The 20,599-nt window shown below is 43.6% G+C and carries 16 protein-coding genes; 4 read left to right on the top strand and 12 right to left on the bottom strand.

All coding sequences use genetic code 11. The features are described 5' to 3' along the window. Position 1: 1 nt before the first annotated feature. From DSL64_RS18825 to DSL64_RS18800, 6 genes are all read right to left on the bottom strand, one after another. Positions 2-751: a glucosamine-6-phosphate deaminase gene (locus DSL64_RS18825; protein ID WP_115832473.1), complete on the bottom strand. Its 750-nt coding sequence runs from the start codon at positions 749-751 to the stop codon at positions 2-4. A gap of 20 nt (positions 752-771) precedes the next feature. After that, on the bottom strand, positions 772-1,971 hold the full coding sequence (nagA, locus tag DSL64_RS18820) for an N-acetylglucosamine-6-phosphate deacetylase (protein ID WP_115832472.1): 1,200 nt from the start codon (positions 1,969-1,971) through the stop codon (positions 772-774). Positions 1,972-2,004: 33 nt separating this feature from the next. Further along, the gene (locus tag DSL64_RS18815; RefSeq protein ID WP_115832471.1) at positions 2,005-3,348 is read right to left on the bottom strand and encodes a sugar MFS transporter; all 1,344 of its coding nucleotides are present in this window, start codon (positions 3,346-3,348) and stop codon (positions 2,005-2,007) included. A 104-nt stretch (positions 3,349-3,452) separates the two neighbouring features. Beyond that, the gene (locus DSL64_RS18810; protein ID WP_115832470.1) at positions 3,453-4,826 is read right to left on the bottom strand and encodes a Gfo/Idh/MocA family protein; all 1,374 of its coding nucleotides are present in this window, start codon (positions 4,824-4,826) and stop codon (positions 3,453-3,455) included. A 19-nt stretch (positions 4,827-4,845) separates the two neighbouring features. After that, complete coding sequence (locus DSL64_RS18805; RefSeq protein WP_374755838.1) at positions 4,846-5,781, bottom strand: Gfo/Idh/MocA family protein; 936 nt, start codon at positions 5,779-5,781, stop codon at positions 4,846-4,848. A 244-nt stretch (positions 5,782-6,025) separates the two neighbouring features. Beyond that, positions 6,026-7,084 carry a LacI family DNA-binding transcriptional regulator gene (locus DSL64_RS18800; RefSeq protein WP_115832468.1) on the bottom strand — a complete coding sequence of 353 codons (1,059 nt, stop codon included), beginning with the start codon at positions 7,082-7,084 and terminating at the stop codon, positions 6,026-6,028. 218 nt (positions 7,085-7,302) lie between these two features. Here DSL64_RS18800 and DSL64_RS18795 point away from each other — a divergent pair, with 218 nt between their 5' ends. Continuing rightward, complete coding sequence (locus tag DSL64_RS18795; RefSeq protein ID WP_115832467.1) at positions 7,303-8,007, top strand: DUF6250 domain-containing protein; 705 nt, start codon at positions 7,303-7,305, stop codon at positions 8,005-8,007. A gap of 45 nt (positions 8,008-8,052) precedes the next feature. After that, entirely contained in the window at positions 8,053-9,486 is a 1,434-nt protein-coding gene (locus DSL64_RS18790; RefSeq protein ID WP_115832466.1) for an arylsulfatase, read from the top strand. Positions 9,487-9,491: 5 nt separating this feature from the next. Here the strand turns inward: DSL64_RS18790 and DSL64_RS18785 are convergent, their stop codons facing one another. Beyond that, the gene (locus tag DSL64_RS18785; protein ID WP_115832465.1) at positions 9,492-10,058 is read right to left on the bottom strand and encodes a hypothetical protein; all 567 of its coding nucleotides are present in this window, start codon (positions 10,056-10,058) and stop codon (positions 9,492-9,494) included. Positions 10,059-10,212: 154 nt separating this feature from the next. Between DSL64_RS18785 and DSL64_RS18780 the strand changes: the two genes are divergently transcribed. Then, positions 10,213-10,713 (top strand): DinB family protein, encoded by a 501-nt coding sequence (locus DSL64_RS18780; protein WP_115832464.1) that lies wholly within the window; start codon positions 10,213-10,215, stop codon positions 10,711-10,713. An 85-nt stretch (positions 10,714-10,798) separates the two neighbouring features. Here DSL64_RS18780 and DSL64_RS18775 read toward each other — a convergent pair whose 3' ends face one another. The 5 genes from DSL64_RS18775 to DSL64_RS18755 all read right to left on the bottom strand — a co-directional run bounded on the left by DSL64_RS18775 (position 10,799) and on the right by DSL64_RS18755 (position 18,956). Next, positions 10,799-12,736, bottom strand: coding sequence for a RagB/SusD family nutrient uptake outer membrane protein (locus DSL64_RS18775; RefSeq protein WP_199539444.1), 1,938 nt, complete (start codon positions 12,734-12,736; stop codon positions 10,799-10,801). A 72-nt stretch (positions 12,737-12,808) separates the two neighbouring features. Next, positions 12,809-16,210 carry a TonB-dependent receptor gene (locus DSL64_RS18770; protein WP_115832462.1) on the bottom strand — a complete coding sequence of 1,134 codons (3,402 nt, stop codon included), beginning with the start codon at positions 16,208-16,210 and terminating at the stop codon, positions 12,809-12,811. Between the two features lie 194 nt (positions 16,211-16,404). Further along, the gene (locus DSL64_RS18765) at positions 16,405-17,487 is read right to left on the bottom strand and encodes a FecR family protein (protein WP_115832461.1); all 1,083 of its coding nucleotides are present in this window, start codon (positions 17,485-17,487) and stop codon (positions 16,405-16,407) included. Between the two features lie 83 nt (positions 17,488-17,570). Beyond that, positions 17,571-18,158 carry an RNA polymerase sigma factor gene (locus tag DSL64_RS18760; RefSeq protein WP_115832460.1) on the bottom strand — a complete coding sequence of 196 codons (588 nt, stop codon included), beginning with the start codon at positions 18,156-18,158 and terminating at the stop codon, positions 17,571-17,573. A gap of 306 nt (positions 18,159-18,464) precedes the next feature. Beyond that, on the bottom strand, positions 18,465-18,956 hold the full coding sequence (locus DSL64_RS18755) for an SRPBCC family protein (protein WP_115832459.1): 492 nt from the start codon (positions 18,954-18,956) through the stop codon (positions 18,465-18,467). Between the two features lie 342 nt (positions 18,957-19,298). On the opposite strand from DSL64_RS18755, the gene DSL64_RS18750 reads away from it, so the two are divergent. Continuing rightward, entirely contained in the window at positions 19,299-20,591 is a 1,293-nt protein-coding gene (locus tag DSL64_RS18750) for a hypothetical protein (protein ID WP_115832458.1), read from the top strand. Positions 20,592-20,599: the final 8 nt, after the last annotated feature.

The raw sequence follows: 20,599 nt of genomic DNA, 5'->3' as shown, positions 1-20,599 counted from the left end.
TTTACAATTGCCCTGAACTGTCTTCATCAATAAACAGAATACAATCGGGATGTTGGCGTAGAATGGTTGAAGGGAATTCCTCAATAATATCTTTGGTGATGGTGTTGAGTACGGCTTGTGCTTTTGTAGGACCCGGAACCATGCAGTAGGCATGGGTGGCTTTCATCAGTGCAGGAATGGTGAGTGTGAGCGCATGTTCAGGAACTTCCGACAATTCATCAAAACATTTATCATGAACTTGTTGCTGTCTGCTGGCTAAGTCAAGATCTACTTTTTTTACCAAAAGCGGATCATTGAAATCAGCGACATGCGGATCGTTAAAAGCAATATGTCCGTTCTCCCCAATTCCTAAACAGACAATATCTGTTGGATATTTTTGAAGCAGAGAGGCATACCGGTCAGCTTCGGACTCAATATCAGGATTGTTGCCGTTCAGATAAAAGACGTTTTGTATTCCCACTTTCTCAAATAACCTGACTTTCAGGAAATATCCGAAATTCTGGGGTGCATCATCAGGTAGCCCGATATACTCGTCCATATGAAAGGCATTGATTCTATGCCATTCAATACCTTCTTCATCGGAAAGAAATTCAAGAAATTCGTTTTGGGAAGGTGCGGATGCAAAAATAATATTGACCTGTTCTCTTTCTTTGAGCAGTTTGCGAATGCGGTCAGCCACAAGTACAGCAGCCGCTTGTCCAAGATCCCGCCTCGTTTCAAATACGCTGATGTTCAGATTATCTACTTTCATGTCAGGTTTGTATAAGGGTGTTAGTGTTTGTTTCCCGGCCTACTGTTGTTTTCAAATATCAGTTTACCGGATACAATGGTGTGACTTATGTTAATCTGGTTGTCGAAAATCACGATATCAGCATCTTTGCCAACTGCAAGGGATCCCTTGCGATGATCAACCTTCATAATTCGTGCTGGTGTGAGCGACATCATTTTAATGGCGTCAGTCAGGGAGACTTCCGCTTTTTGAATCATTGTTCTCACGAGCCGGTCAGCAGTAGCGATGCTTCCGGCAAAGGAGGTGCGATCGGGAAGTTTGGCTACACCATCTTCTACGATTACCTTCAATCCATTGTTCAGCGGACCAAGTATACTGTCGCCTTCTGGCATTCCAGCTGCGCGCATTGCATCTGTGATCAGGGCAATTCTCTCAGGTCCTTTTATCTTGAATACGAGTTTTAGCAACGGTGCCGGCAAATGGACACCATCTGCTATAAGCTCCACGTCCATATCCAGTAATAATGCACTTTCTATAGTTCCGGCGTACCGGAAGGCATTTTTGCGCGTGACGCCCGACATAGCTGAATACAAATGTGTGGCAAGTGTATATCCGTTTTCGTATGCTTCCAGCACTTCCTCGTAAATCGCATCGGTATGCGCCACGGCCGGCAATATATTTTTTTGACGAAGTCTCTGTCCGAATAAAATCGCACCAGGAAGTTCGGGCGCGGCGCTCCAGCGGACGATGGAATCTGAATAGGCGAGTATTTCTTCATATTCTGCCGGATCAGGATTACGGATATAACGTGGATCCTGTGCGCCCCGCTGATTCAAGGCAAAATAAGGTCCTTCTAAATGCATCCCAAGAAACTGCGCCCCATGGTGATTCTTTTCGTTAGCAGATTTATAGTAATCCAGTGTTTTTAAGAGATCCTCTTTTTCGCTGGTCAGCGTAGTGGGAACAAGAGATGTTGTTCCGTACCGGGCGTGGATTTTTGCTATGTTCAAAAAAGCTTCTTCTGAACCATCCATGAAATCGAATCCGCCACCACCGTGAATATGGATGTCAATAAAACCAGGAGAAATGTATTGGCCGCCGGCATCAATAATTTCAGCATCGGGGAAGTCGGTGTTTCCCTGCTCTATACCGATGATTTTACCATCTTCAATCAATACTGTGCCGCTTTCAATACACCTGTGAGGAGTAATGACCGTTCCGTTTGTTATTTTGAGTTTCATAATAATCAGAAGAATTTCAAAAGCAGGTGGTAATCAGTGGCGGGTATTCTGATCATAAAAACCCCATTTCCTGAACCGGTGCCCCTTTACAGCATAAAAAATCAAATACAGATAGCAGGGAAACAGCACCCAATAGGCTTCACGCAGTCCATATACATCGGCAAAATGTCCGTAGAATAAAGGCATGATGGCGTTCCCGCAAAGTCCCATGATCATGATGGATGCACCAAGCTTTGTGAATCTCCCCAAACCATCCAGCGCCAGTGGCCATATTCCTGCCCACACCAATGAATTGGCCAAACCGAGCAATACGACAAACCAGATGGACAGATCTGTATCGTGTCCAAGAAATTGTATCGGCCCTTTGGCAAAAATGATCAGCAGGGTAAAGACAGCTCCGAGCAACGTACAGATTCTAAGCGCATTCACCTGACTCAGGTATTTTGGAATGAGTGCGATGCCGATGAAATAACCACAAATGGTGCAGAACAGGGTGTAGGATGGGAAAACTTTGGCTTCGAGTAAACTGATGCCCATTGAGCCGGCATAACTGATGATTGTATCAATAGCGATAACCTGGGTTCCCACGTGCAGGAAGATGGCCAATGCGCCGAGTATCAGATGGGGGAATTGAAAAATACTTGTTTTTCCTGCGTTGGTGACACTAAGGTTTTCATCTTCGTGTTCTGTATCGATTTCGGGTAGAGGGGAGAGATAGACCAGTAAACCCAGTACCAGCAGAAACACACCCAGACCTATATAGGGATTAATCACCCTTCTGACCAGTTCATCCAAAGCGGCACTTCGCTCAATGTCGGTCATACTTCCGAGTTGTGCAAAAAGATCTGTATCAGTAGGGCGAAGAATAACCGCTGCAAATACAATAGGAGACAATATCCCTGCCGCCTTATTACAGATTCCCATGATGCTGATCCGCTGAGCGGCGCGTTCTTTGGGACCCAGAATGGTAATGTAAGGATTGGCAGCCGTTTGTAATATGGCAAGTCCGATACCAATTGTGAATAGTCCTGCCAGGAAGATTTCATAAGTGCGGCTCATTGCAGCCGGTACAAATATAAAGGCACCCAGCGCCATACACCAGAAGCCTGCCATCATACCTTTTTTGAAACCCACCGTCCTGAGCAAATAGGAAGCAGGAACGGACATGATAAAATAGGCAATGTAAAAAGCAAATGCCACCAGGTAGGCTTGAAAGCTGGTGAGTTCGCAGGCAATTTTAAAATAAGGAATCAGAATAGAATTGACCCACGAAACAAAGCCAAAAATGAAAAACATCACACCGATCAGGAAGATCGATAACATGGTTTGCGACTTGGTGAGACTTTCAACTTTAATAGCAGCTGTAGCTGTTTTCATTGCCCAAAAGTTTTAATAAAAATTATCAGAACGCCCTTCCCCATGCCCCTCAGCCCCTTACCCTGCACCCTTTGCCCAACCCCCTCAGCCCTTTGCCCAGCCCCCTAAACCGTAGGCTCCCAGCCCTTCTGATATTCCCGTTTCCAATATTTCTGTGCTTGCTTATTTCCAATGATGTGTCCGTTTTTAGGATCGATATTTAAAGAACCTCCTGAACGCTGCGCAATGTTGCCCAATTGGCAAAGCAATGTACTCTGATGTCCGCCGACGATTTCTGCATTGAGTGCCGTACCTTTTTTGATTCCGTCAAAGAAATTCTGGATGTGGATCGCATCCAACGCCTGAGAAGGATTCATTTTATTTCGGGGATCAATCACCAGATCGTTTTTGACATCTTTTACAAGCTTGTTGTTGAGGTCATAAATCTTGTATTCATTACCGCCGTAAATCTGTACAGATCCATTTTCACCATAAAAAACGACACCCACACTATCACCTTCTACAGTGCGTCCGTTGCAACTTCTTCCCTCCCAGGTGATAGCAGTATTGTTATCGAAATTCCATGTGATGACTTGTGTATCAGGTGTTTCCCAGTCGTCTTTATATCTAAATCTACCACCGGACGAGGTTACGTGCGTGGGATATTCCACTCCAAGACCCCAGCGCATAAGATCCACCATGTGTGTCCCGTTGTTCAAAGCTTCTCCGGTACCCCAGTTCCACAGCCAGTGCCAGTTGTAGTGAATGAGGTTGTCTTTATAGGCAACTCTGGGAGCGGGTCCCTGCCAAAGGTCATAATCCAGCCAGGAGGGAACAGCAGTTTGTTTCCCGATTCCTATAGAAGCTCTGTTGTTGGTATACCAGCCTTTGGCAAAATAGGGCCTGCCGATAACTCCGTTCTGTACTTCCCGAATGGCAGCGGCCACATTAGGCCAGGAACGGCGCTGATTACCCATCTGAATTACATTTTTATATTTCTTTGCCGCAGCTACAAGCAGTTCGCCTTCATGCGGATTATGGCTGCAGGGTTTTTCAAGATATACATGTTTACCGGCTTTGGAAGCCAGTATAGCGGCAGGCGCATGCCAGTGATCGGGAGCGGCTACCACAAGCGCATCCATATCTTTGTTTTCAAGCGATTTCCTGAAATCAGGAATGTTGGCAGGCTTGCTGTTTTGAATGGAGGCAACCGTACTGATGCATTTTTCAGCGGCGCGGGAGTCTACATCAGAGATTGATAATACTTCACAATTGGGCTGAAGTGCATAGTTGCCGGCCAGTGCCAGCCCCCGGCTGTTTACTCCCATCACACCCACTTTTATCTTTTCATTGGCTCCTAAAATACGGGAATAGCTTTTGGCACTGAAGCCCGGGAGCACGCCGCCGAAAGTCAGCAAGGCTGAGCCGGCTAATGTTTTTTTGATGAATCCACGACGAGATTCAGTATCAGCAGGTTCTGAGATGGAAGTATTTTTCATAGTTAAGAGTTTAGGAATATCATGATCTCGCTTTTTTCATCACACTTTCAATGGTTACACTCTTTCCGCCTAATCTTTTGCTTTCGTCAGCTGCTTCCATAAAAGCAAATATTTCGATGGTCTCCTGAGGTGTCACCGGTACTTGTCCGGTTTGAAAATACTTAATAATATCTTTCAGCAGGGGCTCATAGCCATTATACGGTCCCAGAACTTTGTTGCCTGATTCTGTGAATACGGTTCCTCCGTAGTCATGTTTGCCGGTGCGGGTACCTCTGAACGTACCGGTGCGTCCGTCTTCCCAGGTACCAACCACAATGTCGGTATTGGGTGTGCTCACTCGGGTCACAGTTTTGCAGCCTGTACCCATGACAGTATATAAGGTTTCCACGCCATGGACGCCGTACCAGAACAGGTCAGGATGCGTTTTCTCCAGAACAGCCGGACTAAATGTATCAGCACCTAATACTTTAGATTTGTCAATACCCTCAATACCTGTGATGTAGCGGAGTGATGATGCGGAGAAAACAGGGATGTTATATTTTTCAGCTGCCTTATATATGGCTACTACGTCGGTTAGCGTACCTGCTACAGGCTTATCTATGAATATACGCTTGCCGGCTTTTAAGACTTCAGTTGCCTGTTCCAGATGTCGGCGACCATCATTGGTTTCCAGTAGAATCACATCTGATTTCGCGATTAATTCCTGAATGGAACCGGTGATTTCTACGCCCAGCTTTTTTACTTCTTCGATGTATTCAGGAATTCTTTTGGTACTCGAAACGATATCTTTACTGCCATGCGGATAAGCAGCTACCACCTTATAGCCATTGTAAGCAGCATCGGAGTCCGGGACATTTAACACTTTTGTGAATGCGACACTATGGGAAGTGTCAAGACCAATGATTCCCACTCTTTTGCCAACATTGCCGGCCGCTCTGAGTGCCAGGCTATCCATCAGCGCGAGTGATACACCACCAACCAGCGCCGTGCCAACGAATTTTCTTCTGGAAAAGGTATTCATTGCAAAATGTAATTATAGGATTTAGGAATAGTCAGCAATTAACATAAAGATCGGGTACGTACCCGTGAAATTATCAAATATTTCTGTAAATCGCTCCTTAAAGGAATAAATTTATATTTTTATGTGATTTAATATTGATAAATTAATCCTATAGCGGGTGCTCGGGACAAGCATACTTCTAGTTTTGATAGAAGGCTTCGTTTTCCTTTGTTACAATATCAATAGGCATGAAGTAAGCCTTTTCCACGGACGTGCCCAATACCAGATTTTGGTACAGAGACATGACCCCCCGATATCCCTGATCCTCAGGTTTATGACAGATCAGAAAATCAATCGTTCCGTTTTGTAAAAAAACTACATTCTCTTTAATGAAATCATATCCAACCAGACCGATATCGGTAAGACCCTTTTCCTGCAAATATTTGGCAATAGTAAAAACCCTGGAATTGGTAACGAAAATGGCACCGATTTCTGAATGAGTTTGAAATGCTTCCAGCAAAGCTTTTGACACTGAGAGAAAATCGGTATCCCGTAAGTCAATCCGTACAATGTCATTCAGCTGATTGTGATCTTTGAAATAGGACCTAAACCCTTCTTCGATCCGGATGTAGTTGTAACTTTCTTTTTCTGGAGAGATATTGATAAAAAGGATTTTGCGATCAGGTTGAAGTCTGTATGTCAACAGTCTGGCACCCACATAGCCACTTTGAGACAGATGTGGCCCGATATAGGAAAGTGTTTCGGTATCAGGTAAGTTGCTGTCAATACAAATCACCGGAATTTTGAGTCTTTTACATTCCTGAGCGAATGTTGATGCTTCTTCTATAAACGAAGGAGCGATGAGTACACCACTCACTCCTGTTTTCAGCAAGAGATCAGATTGTTCCTGAAAAGACCTTTTATTGTTAAGGTCAAACAGGAAAGTGTGTACCTGAATACCGTATTGTCTGATCTCACTTTCAGCTCTGCGAATTCCCCTTAAAGGTGCTTCCCAGAAGTCCGTTTCCTCAGATACGGCTGGGATCAGTACGCCAATGCTGATTACTTTTTTGGAGGCAAGTCTGCTCGCGAGAATATTGGGCTGGTAATTCAATTCCTTGATGATTTCATTGATTCTTTTCTTCGTTTTCTCAGAAACGCCGGTTCGGTTATGCAACACTCTGTCCACTGTGGCAATGGATACTTTCGCCCTTCGTGCTATCTCCTTTACACCAGAGTATGTATTCTCGTTTTCCATTCGTTGTTACGGAAGTAATTAAAGGTTTCGGAAGTCTCCGTTCAAATAAGTACAAATGTAGACGGATTTACTAAATGCTCAGACCATTCAGTATGCAACCGATTACTTTTGGTATTTGATCTTTTGATAAGTTTAGGTAAAATCCACAGGAATTCAGTATAAATCTGGTGGTGAGTGTATATTTTACCGACCTTGCAGTACGACTACATTTTATATTCATGATACTTCAGTTTTCTTTCACTTGTTTCAAACCTGCTCACTTTTTACTTTTTGGTCTGATCCTGCTAAGCGGACAATGCTTCTCTCAGTCCCGGAAATCGAAGACTATTTTCGAAGATCAATTCGGTGAGAAGCTGAATATGAATCATTGGAAAACGGAAATAGCAGCACCGGTATTGGTTGCAACGGAAAATGGAAAACTGGTGATTGACTCTCCCGGCGGTGTCACGGTTTGGCTCGATAAAAAATTGAAAGGTGATTTTGTCATTGCATATGATTGGAAAGTGATTGTGGCAGGAGGGAAGAATGACCGGCTCTCAGATCTGAACCAGTTTTGGATGGCTACAGATCCGAAAAATACTTCGCTTTTTACCCGTACCGGCAAGTTTGAAGAATACGATTCGCTCAGCCTTTATTATGTAGGAATGGGTGGCAATACCAACACTACTACCCGGTTCAGAAAATACGATGGAAAGGGTGAAAGGAAACTGCTTCAGGAATATACAGATCAGGAACATTTATTGAAACCTAATCATACTTATCGAATCAGAATCGTTGTTCAAAATGGTGAAACAAGCTTTTGGGTAGATGGGGAAAAATACTTCGATTACAAAGATCCTGCACCGTTAACAGAGGGTTATTTCGGCTTCAGGTCAACATGGTCTCGTCACCAGATTGATAATTTCAGGATTGACTCGCTTTGACAATTTTCAGAAGGTAGATATAAAAGAAAACCAGGTTTAATAAGTATGAAAAAGTGTTTGTTACTAATCCTGTTATTTGTCGCATCTGTGGCCTTGGCTCAAAAGGGTTCTGCAAAGCGTCCCAATATAGTGCTTATTCTGGCCGATGACCTTGGTTACGGTGATGTAGGTTTCAATGGACAGAAGCTGATTCGTACACCCAATATTGACCGACTTGCCAAAGAAGGGACAAAATTCCGCCAGTTTTATGCAGGTACGAGTGTTTGTGCTCCTTCACGTTCGTCTTTGCTGACGGGTCAACATACAGGGCATACTTACATACGCGGCAACAAAGGGGTGGATCCGGAAGGGCAGCAGCCTATTGCTGATTCGGTTGTGACGATAGCTGAGGTGTTGAAAAAAGCAGGTTACGCTACGGGGGCATTTGGCAAATGGGGGCTCGGACCGGTAGGTTCGGAAGGTGAGCCGAATAAACAGGGTTTTGATCAGTTTTATGGTTACAACTGTCAGTCTTTGGCGCACAGGTACTATCCGAATCATTTGTGGAATAATGACAAAAAGGTGATCCTGGAGGCAAACCAGAACTTGTTATATAATAAAGAGTATGCTCCGGATCTGATCCAGAAACAGGCACTTGAATTCGTCGATGCTCAGAACAAAGAGAAACCTTTCTTTTTGTTCCTTCCTTATATTTTGCCACACGCAGAGTTGTTGGTGCCGGAAGACAGTATCTTTCAATATTACAAAGGTAAGTTTGCAGAAAAGCCTTACAAGGGAGCAGACTATGGTCCGGATGCTAAGGATGGAGGTTATGCCTCACAGGAATATCCGCATGCAGCCTTTGCGGCCATGGTAGCTCGACTTGATTTGTACGTAGGGCAGGTAATGACCAGACTGAAGGAGAAGGGGCTGGATGAAAATACGCTGGTGATTTTTACAAGTGACAACGGACCTCATGTTGAAGGCGGTGCTGATCCGACATTTTTCAATAGTGGAGGTGGATTCAGAGGTGTGAAGCGTGATCTTTATGAAGGCGGGATACGGGAGCCATTTGTGGCGCGCTGGCCTGGTGTTATTGCTTCGGGCAAAACCAACGATCATGTAGGGGCATTCTGGGATTTGCTTCCCACCTTTGCTCAATTGGCTCAAACGAAAGTAACCGGATCAATAGATGGTGTCTCGTTTGTACCAACGCTTACCGGAAAAGGAAAACAAATACAGCACAATTATCTCTACTGGGAATTCCATGAGCAGGGAGGTCGGCAGGCCGTGCGACAGGGCAACTTGAAAGCCGTGCGCTTAAAAGCAGCTGATCAACCTGGTGGACCCGTTGAACTTTACGATCTGTCGAAAGATCCTGCTGAAAAAACGAATATAGCCGGACAGCATCCGGATGAGGCTAAAAAGCTGGGAGAGCTGATGAACCAGGCGCATGTACCTTCTGCATTATTCCCATTTGGTGAAAATGAGAAAAGGTAAGTAGCTTATGGTTTTAATGCACCTTCAAAACCTAATTTTAGCGCTTGTTTGCTTTCATTTTTGTTGTAGACATCGCTGGGCTGAAGCACAATATTTCTTGCTTTTAAATAAATAAAATCACCTGATTTGGTAACTATAATGGTTCCCGAACCATTGTCTCCTGACCAGCTCCTGATGGCCTTGTTAGCTACATCGGAGAAAGAAACGGATACTTTTTTACCTGCCAAATCAGGTTTTTTCGTGATTTGATATGTTCCGGGTATGGGCTCATCAGTGCCAAAATCTACATTTAGAATCTGAAGCTTTCCTGATTCGTTGAAAGAAAAAATACCACTATTGGTACTCAGACCACCTTTGTAGGAGAATTTAAGTGTCGGAGACGAAGCGCCTTCCGCGCGAACCTCTCCAAAATTCCACCATCCATTCGGTCCCGCATATACTGCGCTTTTAGGGTTGGTATATCTGTCGTCCTGTGCTTTAGGTACATTTGACCATGTGTCAGCTGCAGGTTTTTGGGCGAATATTGGAATGGAAATGAAAAGGCAAAACAGGAGGCCGGTAACAGATTTCATCTTATGATGGATTAAGTAATGATGGAAAGTTACTGAGTTAGAAAAATATTCATGCTCCGCTTAATAAGTAATTCCATGCAGGAATGTTATAAATAGCTGATGTTTAATATCAGGTATGGATTTTTTGTGGGTGATGCTAAAATCAATCAGCACTATGCAAAATATGGATCTTACCGGTATCTATCTCAGAGATCTTGATGCCGAAGCTACTGCTACACGAAAATGTCTGAAGAGAATTCCCGAATCGCTTTATGATTTCAAACCTAATCCCAAATCCATGAATCTGGGTTATCTGGCTCTTTTGGTGGCCGAAATACCGGCGTGGATTACTTTTATGATTGATAAGGGTGAAATTGACTTTGCTAATTATCAGCATTTTGAGCTAAGCACGCAGGATAAATTATCTGCACATTTTGAAGAAAATCTGGTCAGAGCAAAGGAGTCTTTGAAGGGGGCGACAGAAGAGAGGCTTGCAGGTTCTTTTTCTTTGAAACAAAATGGAGAACTGTTGTATACAGCCAAAGTGATTGAGGAACTGGGTGCGACGGTCAGGCATTGGGTCCATCACCGTGGACAGCTAACGGTATACATGCGCCTGAATGACATTGCTGTGCCATCCATATATGGACCTTCGGCCGATGAACGGACATTTTAATGTGATTATTTAAAAGAAGATAGCGTAAACGTAAAGAGGCGAAGATACCCTTGTGATATCTCCGCCTCTTTGCATTTAAATCTAACTACCAACCCGGATTTTGCATAGCAGTTTTTTCATCAGTTGTAAGCGGTCTGCCACTTTTTTGAATGGCATCAAGGAAGGTTTGTGGAATTGGCCGCAGGTAATGTTTGGCTTCACTTGGTTTGGCCTCATCATTGAAAACCAAAGCGCGTGACACCAAAGTTTTAGTACGTGCAAGATCTTCCCAGCGCATCAGTTCTCCCATCAATTCGCGTGAACGCTCATTCAGTATGAAATGGATGAATTTACTTTCGTTTGTAGAAGCACCTACTTTGGTATAAAACTCAGTCGTAGAATTGAAAATGTCATTGATGCTTGTCAGGTGCAATCCATCAAGAGAACTGGCTGTGGTGGTCGCAACGTTATTGGACTCATAGTAAGTGTTTTTGTCAGAATAAGATACAAATGCAGCTGTATTGGCGGCTACATTGTTTTTGTATGCTACACCTCCGTCCACATAAGCTGTACGATCTTCGCCTGACTTGTATGCGGCACGGTCACGTACTTTGTTGATATATGCCAAAGCCTGGGGATATTGCTGAAGACGTCCGTAAGCTTCTGCTGCAATCAGGTAGGTTTCTGCCAGACGTGCAAGAATGCCATCGCGCTGGCCAAATTGTGTTGCTACAGAAATACGTGATCCGTCGGCAAATTTGGAAAGTGCCACGAAACGGCTTGCCTCATAGTTACCATGTCCTCCCAACATATTTTCAGCCTGGCCTGAGAAATATCTTACGAACATGTGGGGAGCACGGCGCTGGATATTCTCGGATGTATAACGTGTGTCACCTGCTTTATTGACAATGTACAGGATAGACTGCTCTCCACCTGCAAATCTTGGCTTGCCTACAAGATCAGCGCTTGGTGCATTCGCAGCGGTCCAGACCGGTGCAGCTGCAGGACGGTTAGAAAGATATACTGTTTTAAAGCTTTTCCAGAAACGACTGTCGTTCACTCTGTCATATACATCAAGAGCGTAATCTGTAGAACGCAAACGCTGGAATTCACGTCCTCCCGGGATATCACGTTGCATACCTGCCAGATTCTGATATACAGACGGATAGTACAAGTGAACTTGATTTCCATAACGGCCTTGTGTGGCGGTGTTGCCTGAAAATTGAGCTGAAAGAATAATTTCCGGTAATCTTTCAGAAGCGCCATCAGTAGCAGTGTAGTTCCATAAATCACTGAAATTAGGAGCAAGGCTATGGGATCCACTATCAATAACCAGATTGGCATATTTGACCGCATTCTCCAGATCTGATTGACGGCTGCTACTGTTCCAGTCGCTATACAGTTCGCTGGCTCTGTAAAGGTAAGCCTTGGCCAGGAAGTGAGCAGCTGCCCATTTTGTAATTCTTCCCGTTTCGGCGGGAGCTGCGGGAAGTAGCTCATAAGCTTTTTCAAGGTCACTGATGAGATGCGTATATACCTCTTGTGCAGTGTTACGTGAGAACTCAGATTCTACCCTTGTCGATGGTTCCAGCTTCAGCGGAACGCCACCATATTGCTTCACTAATTTGAAATAATTGAAGCCACGCATGAAATATCCTTCACCAAGACGGATATTTTTGTTGGTACCATCGCCGTAGTAAACCGGTACATTCTGGATGACGATATTGGCAGAGTTAATAACACCATACATATTATCCCAAACAGATCCTACATCTCCGGTCAGGGAGTTCAGGTTTGCATCGTACGAATTCCACATCTGCATGGTGCGGTCGCCACCCACAGCAAATTCATCAGTGCCATAATTAGTGGTAGCATAGGCCCATTCGTAGTTGAAGTGGAAACGGAGACTTTGGTACATTCCTGTTACGAGTCCGTCCAATCCGTTTGGGGTTTCAAAATCCTGGGTACTTCTTGCCGTGATCAGATCTTCATCCAGGAAGCTTTCCTTGCAGGCAGACGGCGCTGTCAGTAAAAGAGTTCCCATGCAAACTTTGTTAAATATCGACTTTATATGATTCATAAAAATTCTATCTTAAAGTGTTTCAAAAAGGATTTATCAGAAACCAATGTTCAAACCAAATACAAATCCGCGGTTGAAGGTAGAACCCCCAAGATCAGGATCCAGCCAGGATATGTTTGAATAGATCAGACCGGGATTCTGGATTTGTGCGTAGACACGGAAGTTGCTCATGCGCAGTTTTCCGGCAATGTTTGCTGGAACATTGTAACCCAGTGAAATATTACGGATTTTGACAAATGACCCATCCTGATAGTTCATTGCACTTTTGAAAGGATCACCTGCTGCTGAATTGTAATTTGGAGAAGGATAATCATTAGTTGGATTCTCTGGTGTCCAATAGTCAACAACGCGTTGAGAAAAACGTCCTTGAAGGGATTCTGCCCCTCTTGCTACTGTAAATCCAAGGCGTCCGAACATAAATACAGCCAGATCCCAGTTTTTGTATGTAAACGTATTGTTGAATCCGAATGTGAATTTAGGACTTGAATTCCCTACAATCTTTCTATCATTGTTAGCGTCGATACGGTAATCACCATTTAAATCCTCTACTCTGATATCGCCCGCTCTGAAGCTGTGTCCATTAGCATTGAATTTTGCCATTTCTTCCAAGTCTGCTTCGCTATTTTGCCAGATTCCCTGCTTAGAGTAATCATAATATACGGCTAGTCTTTGACCAATAAACCACAAGTTTCTAAGGTCGTCCGTATCTCCATTTACAAGCTGTTCTATTTTGTCAGTATTTGCTGAGAAATTCGCAGTTGACAACCACTCAAATTTTCGCGTTTTTATATTTATGGTATTTAGCGTTAAGTCTATCCCTTTGTTTGAGGTACTGGCGATATTGTCCCATGAGGTTGTATAGCCTAACACTGAGTTTACACTTCGTAATAGCAATAGTCCGGATGTACGCGATTTATATAAGTCAAGTGTTCCACCTATGCGATGACGGAATAAATCAAAATCTATACCGATATTTACTTGCGCTGTGTGCTCCCAGCTTAATAATTCATTAGCCATTGCAGTAGGGCTTTGAGAAGAGGGATCAGATGATACATAACCTGCTTCAACCTTGTTTCCCCATGTATAATAAAGCGTTTGTACAGCTCCCTTGGTTTGATAAGGACTGATCGCCGCATTACCTGTACTACCGAATCCGATACGGGTTTTAAGCTGATTCACCCATGGAACTGTTTTAAGAAATTCTTCCTGATCTATATTCCATGCAAATGCCGCTGATGGGAAGAAGTCCCATTTGTTGCCTGGTGCCAGCTGAGAAGCTCCGTCCCAGCGAGCCGATGCAGTAAACATGTATTTGTCGTTAAATCCATAATTGACACGAGCCATATAGGAGAGTAGCTGTGTTTGGCTTAAACCTGTTCCAAAACCATCCAAAGCACTCACAGAATTGAGCTGATGCCATCTCTGGCTGTCCCATGGAAGGTTAGTGGCAGTCATTCCACTGGTTTCAGTCAGGTTGGAAGATGCACTTTGCAGCAATGTTAGACCCACTGTATGTTTTCCGAAAGTACGATCGTAGTAAAGAAGATTATCCAGTGTGTAAGAGAAACGTGAAGTTTGGTTAAGCTGAGCGTAGTTGGTTGAACCTGGCTCACCGCCACCACGGTTGATAGAGTTTTTATCCATCCATCTTCCGTTACGCAGATTGTAAAAGTCAGGACCAAAATTCATGCGGTACTTAAGTCCTTTCAAAATATCCACTTCTGCAAATAATACACCTAGCGTACGTAATACCTTTCTTTCGTTGATATTGTATTTATCTTCACCAATCGGATTCAAAATGTTGATGTCACCGCCAGGGAGGTTGATGCGGTTTCCGTTGTCATCAAACGGAACAGCGAATGGAAGCATACCTTGTGCAGCAAAATAGAGGTTACCTGCACCTGACGCACTGCTTGAAGCGAAGCCATAGTTTTGCAGGCTAAAGGTTCCATTGATGCTACCTCCGAATTTGAACCATTTCACAGGAGACATCTCTACGCTGAATTTTGCATTGAAACGTTCGAAGTCCTGTCCCAGCTGCGTACCATCCTGGAATAAATAGCCAATTGAGCCATAGGCTTTCATTTTGTCGGTTCCCCCGCTCAGGCTTAGCGTGTGATCCTGGGTTACGCCGGTTTTAAGCACCATGTCAGTCCAGTTGGTGGTCGGTACCAAATCGCCATTCCAGGTGCCGCCTTCCCAGCCTTTCATGATATTGGCCAATGCATAGGAATCTCCTCCGAAAATACGCTGATCGTCAGCCTGTGTAGGCGTAGCAGGATAATTTCCCGCACGGCGAAATGCATCTCTTCTGAACTGAACATACTGAGCTGAGTTCATCATTTGCGTGCGATCATGCTGATTTTCGATCGTAGTGGTACCGATGTAGTTCAGTGAAAGCTTTCCGCTTTTACCTTGTTTGGTAGTTACAAGAACGACCCCATTCGCGCCACGGGAACCGAAAACGGCTGTAGCAGAAGCATCTTTCAAAACATCAATCGACTCAATGTCGTTGGGATTGATTGATTCAATACCACCAGCCGCAAGCGGAATTCCATCCACAACATACAATGGAGAGTTACTCGCACTGAGTGAACGGTTACCCCGTATACGTATACTGCCCATTTCACCAGGACGTTCATTGGAGGTAATATCCACCCCTGCAGCTCTTCCCTGCATAGCCTGCAGTACGTTAGCCACCGGTCTTTTCTTGATTTCATCAGCGCCTACACTGGCTACTGAACCTGTCAGATCGCTTTTCTTAACACGGTTGTATCCGATTACTACAATTTCCTCTAGTGTCTTATTATCATTCGTAAGGGTAACGTCCAGTACCGATTGGTTACCGATCTCAACATCGCGTGTTTCGTAACCTACATAGGAAAATGTGAGCACTGCCTTATCGGGAATTTCTATGGAATACCGGCCATCAAACCCGGTAGTGGTACCTCTGCTGGTTCCTTTCACAACAATGCTTACCCCGGGGAGTGGTTCATTGGCTGCATCCCTGACAGTACCGGCAATAGTCCGGTCAATAGAAGGGGCAGTCTGAAGATCCAGCACTTCACTTTGATCCTTTTCCGTGTTTTTACGGAGCACGATCTGTTTGTTCATAATGATGTACGAAACTCCGTAAGGTGTCAGAATTCTGTCGAGCACCTCCGACAAACGTTCGTCGTTGGCGTATAAGGTTACAGGTTGTCCTTTTGGTATCAGTTTTGAATTAAAAGAAATCCTGACATTAGCAGCCTTGCTGATCTGATCCAGAGCGGTACGCATTTCTGTATTTTCCCTGGATATCCGCAGCCGTTTCTGAAGCAATTCCTGCGCGGCACCTGCGTAAGAAACGCCGCAAAACAGCAATGTCATGAAAATCTGTACTGTAGTAATTTTCATAATCCTAAACCACAGATTGGTATAGTTATAATTTTTTTGCATAGATTTAATAGGTTTTTGTGATTTGAAAAGGCAAAAACATTCCTCATGCTCCCCGGCAAGGGAGCAGCTTGGCATCGAAAACAAGTCGGGGATTTCAGCCGGTCATGGTACGAACATGCCCGGCTTTTTTATAGACCTGTCAGGGAGAGTAAAACATATTTATCAGCATAGATTCAGGTTTAAATGTGAAATTCTTATTGGTTACATCCTTTTGATATAACCTTTATGTGTTCGTTTTCAATTATGTAGCTGGTGCCGGGGCCGATTGAATTGCATACGATATTCAGCTTCTCGAATAAGGGCTCGTCTGTCAGATTGGTAGTCAATTCGCAACCGTCCAATAGCGCTTCACTCAGTTCTATTTTTAATCCATATGCTTTGGCAATCTGTTCAAAAATTTCTGTAACAGGCGTGTCCGTAAAAGCATAGGAACTTGGTGTGGCAGGAACATATTTGAGCAAATCCTGTGCTTCCAGATCTTTCCGGTTAAAACCGGACTTTGCTCTATTGAAGATCACTTGCTCGTTAGGTACAAGATTGACCGTTTCATTTTTGCCCGGTTGCTCCGAAATACTTGATACAGCCACTTTTCCCGTTTTCACAACTACAGAATAATCTTTATCTCCTGAATAGGCGGTTACCGTGAAACTTGTGCCCAAAACCTTTGTCAGCATTTCACCTGTATATACCAAAAATGGAGAAGACGGATCTCTTGTAACTTCAAAGAAAGCCTTTCCTGTCAGATGCACCGTCCTGTTGCCACCTGCTTCTTTTTCATATTCCAAAGTGCTTTTGGGGTGAAGCAATACGGAGCTTCCATCGGGCAATGCAACCGGTACAACCGTGTTGGTTTTGTTCTCTTTATAAATACTTACCGGTATGGTTTTAGTGGTAACTGCGGAATAGTGTTCCGGTTGAATATCACCGGAAGTTTGTTTTGTCAGGAAATACCAGCCGGCAAAAGCAGAAATTAGCACAACCGCAGCCGCCGCGCGCCAGTAAATGGGTTTGATATAGCCTGATCGCCCTGCTCTTACAGCTTTGATTGTCTCGCGGCTGATCGTTTCAAAATAATCGTCCGGAAATGGTTCTTCTCTGATGATGCTTGCCAGAACAATTTCTCTGGCTTTCATTGCTTCTTTGGCCGGTTCTGGATTTTGTGACAGCCATAAACTCCATGCTGTATCGCTATTTCGAAAGCCTCCGTCAAGCACCCATTGTCTGAAACTTTCGTCGGACAAATAGTCGGTTACTTTGTAATGGGAATAGTTTATCATGAAATGTTAATATTGCCGTTTATTAGCAGTAGCAACACTTCTTAAAGTTTATACTGGTTTGATTATATTTTTTTTTGAAATTTTTAAAAAAAATAAAATTTGAAGTAAAAAAGCATGGCTGATATTGAATTCAGCGGGAACGACTGGCGGAGGGAGGTAAGCGCTTCGTGAATAAGATTTGTAGCTGTCTGGTATTTGACACCCATTACTTCTGCAATTTCCTCATTGCTCATGTTCTCATAAAAGCGAAGATATATCGCTTCTTTCTGTCTGCGGGGGAGCTGATTGATGAAATGGTTGATTGTACGGACACGTTCGGCCTCGGTTTCATTTTCGATAAGCCGTGTTTCGATTGAGAATTCCGAAAGAAATGGATCTTCGTCGTCCTGCTCACTGGTAACAAATACACTTTCTTTTTTAAGTGTATTGATAATTTTCCGGCGAAGGCAGGTGAACAGGTAAGGACGTATTTCTGTAAGCTGGCGAAGGCCAGAGCGGTATTGCCAGAGCTGAATATATACTTCCTGTATACAATCCTGTATCAGCAAATCATTTTTAATGAGTTTCCTGCCATAAAGTGCAAGCGGTTTCCCAAACAGCTTTATCAACTGCTCCAGCGCTTTCTCATCTCCGCCCGTAAAGTCTTTCCACAGTTGCTCTTCCTCTGACATTGCTGCAATGTTCTAACTTTTATTTTTAACGATAATATAAAACTTTGTCGTTAAAAAATAATACTATTCCGATTTTAATTTAGTGAAATTATTCCGGATGAATCGGCTTTAAACTTACATTTCCGTTTTTATCACTATAGATCGGGCGGAAAAATCATCCTGTATTATTTGTTAGGGAAGAATACTTAAAGCAGCTACTGACTGAAACTACTTATGAAAGCAGGCAAAAATAGGTTTTGTAGAAACAAACTGCAACATGTGAGGCTCTGCACGTTTCGTTGGTGATAAGCCTCACATGCCCGGATGTTATTGAAACAGCTCGTCGAGATTTTGTAATCCCATGGTAAAACCTTTCTGAAAGCCCATTTCCAGTGTAGCTTCAAGATCTTTCAAATCATCGTAGGAAATCTCAATGTGAACCTTTGTGTTTGTCCCTGACTGCACAAATTTATTGGTCCAGGTTGATCCCGGGTATGAAGTATTGATGACGCCTTCTTCGTCACAGAAGGCATCCTGTGCCGTGTATGTATCTTCCGGAGTGATCGCGCTGTAATCGGCACGTGCCCAGTGTTCTTCACCTTCAGGTCCTACCATGGCATATAGCCAGTAACCTCCTACACTGAAATCCATAAATTTGGTGCGTGCATGCCATGGTTTCGGAGCCCACCATTGATCCAGGATCTCACTTTGTGTCCATGCTGCCCATACTTTGTCCAACGGAGCAGCAAATTCCCGGTCAACATGGATTTTCTTACTTTCTTTGTCTACCAAGAAGTTCATTAACAGGTCAGTTTTCATCGTTTTCAGAATTTAGGTTGGTTAATATTCATCCAGCCGGCTGAGACCTACTTCCCGGAGTTGCCTGAATTGTGACAGCCGTTGATCTGTTTTACGCATTTAGCAGTATTGATAGGTAATCAAATTTCTTGCCAAGCCAGGTTTGAATCTACAAGAACATTTCCCCATCAGTTATTAACACCAGAATCGGCCTTCCTGTAAGATCTGTAGTTACCTGAAAAACGTCTCTTTTTATCATTCTGTTAAATATGCAACTATTTGGTTGCTCCACTTTTTTTATAGCTTTTGTTCGATAGTTTTTTTGCAGATATTTGAGTAACACCAGTAGCACGCTTTTGAGAAATGATCAAATACATTGCTGCCAGTATCATTATGATTCTGGCTTTCGGATATATTGTTTTTTTCGCTGTTCCTGATATTCCTTCTTTTGATGATTATTTTGCCACGCTGTATCTGATCAAAACCTTCTACTTCGAAGATGCAGACTTTGCGAAGCAGCTAGGCTTATTGTTTGCGAGGCACAACGAACACAGAATTGTCATTTCCAGAGCGCTGGCTGCGACTTATTATTGCATTTTTGGAAAACTTAGTTTTCATCATCTGCTTATTCTTCAGAATCTCTTTCTACTCGCGTTTGTCGGAATCGTTGTCCGTTTATACCGGAAGTATGCAGTGCTTAATCCTGTTATCTTTTTATTCATCACTTCCTTTCTGTTCGGATTGTCATTTTATCAGGTCACTTCATTTTACTGGGGTGGTATTCAACATTACACAGTGTTTGTTTTCTCATTTTTATGTCTGGTTTGCTTAAATGATTCTGAAAAATGGTGGAGTTCCGGATTTGGGCTCGCGGTTTTGTCTGGCATGCTGGCCACGCTCTCATTCGGAAATGGAATACTGGCCTTGCTGATGGGCTGTTTTTTATTGTTTGTAAGAAGCCGCTACAAGTTGCTGATTATATGGATTCTGTTTACCAGCATGATGATCATTTATGGCTTCCGGATTGATAAACCTGAAAGGCTATCCGTAGTTGATTTCAATTTCGAATGGATGGGCAGGTTGTTGTTTACTTTTCTGGGGAGTTTCCTGTATGTAAATCCGTCGGTAGGGCACTACGCCAACATCATTGTGTGCATGCTGGCGGGAATAGTTGTAGCTGGTTTCTGGTTATGGTTGTTTTTTTCAGGATATGCTTTTAGAAAACCTTTGCTTTATGTGCTGTTTTCTTTGCCGGTTGTAACAGGAATTATCATTTCCATTTCACGGTTTGAAACCAAATCTGCCGGAGGAATTGCCCCACGTTACATGTTCTTCACGGCCACCATTCCCGTCATGATCGTCCTGATTTTGCTGGATATGAGAATCATCAAGTGGCCGCAGCTAAGGTATATTCTGCCGGTTACGCTTTCAATCTGGGGCTTATCTTTTTACAATAACTATTTCGCTCTCAAAGCCATGCGTACAGAGCTAAACGAAACTGTTGTAAAGTGGAAAAAGGATAAATCGATACCGCTTGTTTATTACCACGATGCTAAAAACACGTCCGGCGTTTTGGAGTGGGCGATTTGCAACAAGGTGCTGACAAACCCTATTTATGACGGGGCATGTGATCAGCATTCCAGCGAAAACAGATAGTGACGTCC

The organism is Dyadobacter luteus (assembly GCF_003383615.1).
Taxonomy (GTDB): domain Bacteria; phylum Bacteroidota; class Bacteroidia; order Cytophagales; family Spirosomataceae; genus Dyadobacter; species Dyadobacter luteus.
Note: the sequence above shows the minus strand (reverse complement) of the source record. Positions and strands in the feature narration are given on the sequence as shown.